General features: G+C 40.0%; 2 protein-coding genes. One reads left to right on the top strand and one right to left on the bottom strand.

Translation table 11 applies throughout. The features are described from left to right. Positions 1-165 precede the first annotated feature (165 nt). Positions 166-891: a response regulator transcription factor gene (locus ACYVRH_RS13050; protein ID WP_461257332.1), complete on the top strand. Its 726-nt coding sequence runs from the start codon at positions 166-168 to the stop codon at positions 889-891. Between the two features lie 148 nt (positions 892-1039). Here the strand turns inward: ACYVRH_RS13050 and ACYVRH_RS13045 are convergent. Continuing rightward, a partial coding sequence (locus ACYVRH_RS13045; RefSeq protein ID WP_461257331.1) for a hypothetical protein occupies positions 1040-1234 on the bottom strand: 195 nt, incomplete at its 5' end.

Raw genomic sequence — 1234 nt, 5'->3', positions numbered from 1 at the left:
GCGGATGCGTTCTTTAAGGTCAATCCGTCTTGAAGCGGAGGGGGAAAAACCCAATTCCGCTCGGGGGAAAACGCATAGTGAAGAAAAAAAGGTGAAATCATACGGCAAGGAGGGGCAGGGCTGTTTTCAGCCTTGTAATTTGAATAATGGCGGGGGGATAAAAAAATGAGCGGAGGGGTGTTGGTGCTTACTAGGGCGGTGGGACATCATGCGGAGATAAAGAAGCGGCTTGAGGCGTTGGGTTTTAAAGATGTTACTGTTACTGACAAGGATAATAACGCTTTAAATACCGTTATCTGCAATAAAAACCCAAGTCTTGTTATTATTGACAGTTGGTTTTATCATATCTGTACTGCTGAAAGGATTAAAAAGCTGTTAGAAGTGTTTCCGAAGCTGAATATAGCCGTGGTTTCAAACCATGACTTTCCCGTGAGTTATGCCCCTTGTTTCATCTGGTCAGGGGCGAAGTCATACCTCGATATGTGGGAAGATAATAATGAATTTTGTCGTGGCTTGCGGATTGTGCGGGAAGGCGGACAGTATATTTCCCCGAAGGTTAAAGAAATGATAGATCATTTTGATGAATATCCTGACGCTAACGGCAAAGTTACTAAAAAGGAGAGGGAATGCCTTGTCATGCTGTGCAGCGGATTTACCATTGAGCAAATAATGGAAGAGCTGGATATAGCAAAAAGCACGGTTTATAACCACCTGAACAGTTTATATAAGACTTTTCATGTCCACAACCGTGAAGAAATGATCGCGCTTGCTTGGGAAATGGAATTGGTGACTCCTAAAGATATTAGGTTTTATGACGGGAAGAAAGAACGTCTGCCGATCCCTAAATGGGCTGAGGTGAAAAAGAAATGCGACAGTTTTTATTCGGACTGAATTGCTAAAAAAGCCTACGGCTTTTTTAGCTTAGGAGTTTTGCCAAAGAGTAAAATAAAGTTTTAATATTTTTTTACTATGGTAAGACACAATCCTTTTATATGATGTCTTGTGTTTGGCAAAACTCCATTTTATGCCTTTATTTGTTTTATGGATAAAATTCTTCATCGGCGCATAGGCGCAATTCTTCAATAAAATAACTGGTTAATATTCCTCGAATGTCGCTGATGACTTTTATATTCCATTGCAGTTTTTTTGTAGTCGAGGATAGTGATACGATCATGTCGTTAATCACGTTATCAACAAAATCTTGTCGGTTGATTTTTTCTTTTTCTGTCATTGC

The organism is Treponema sp. R80B11-R83G3, from assembly GCF_054786115.1.
Note: the sequence above shows the minus strand (reverse complement) of the source record. Positions and strands in the feature narration are given on the sequence as shown.

Excerpts from the sequence above, each read along its gene's own strand:
- ACYVRH_RS13050 (WP_461257332.1), top strand. The coding sequence starts at position 166 with ATGAGCGGAGGGGTGTTGGTGCTTACTAGGGCGGTGGGACATCATGCG.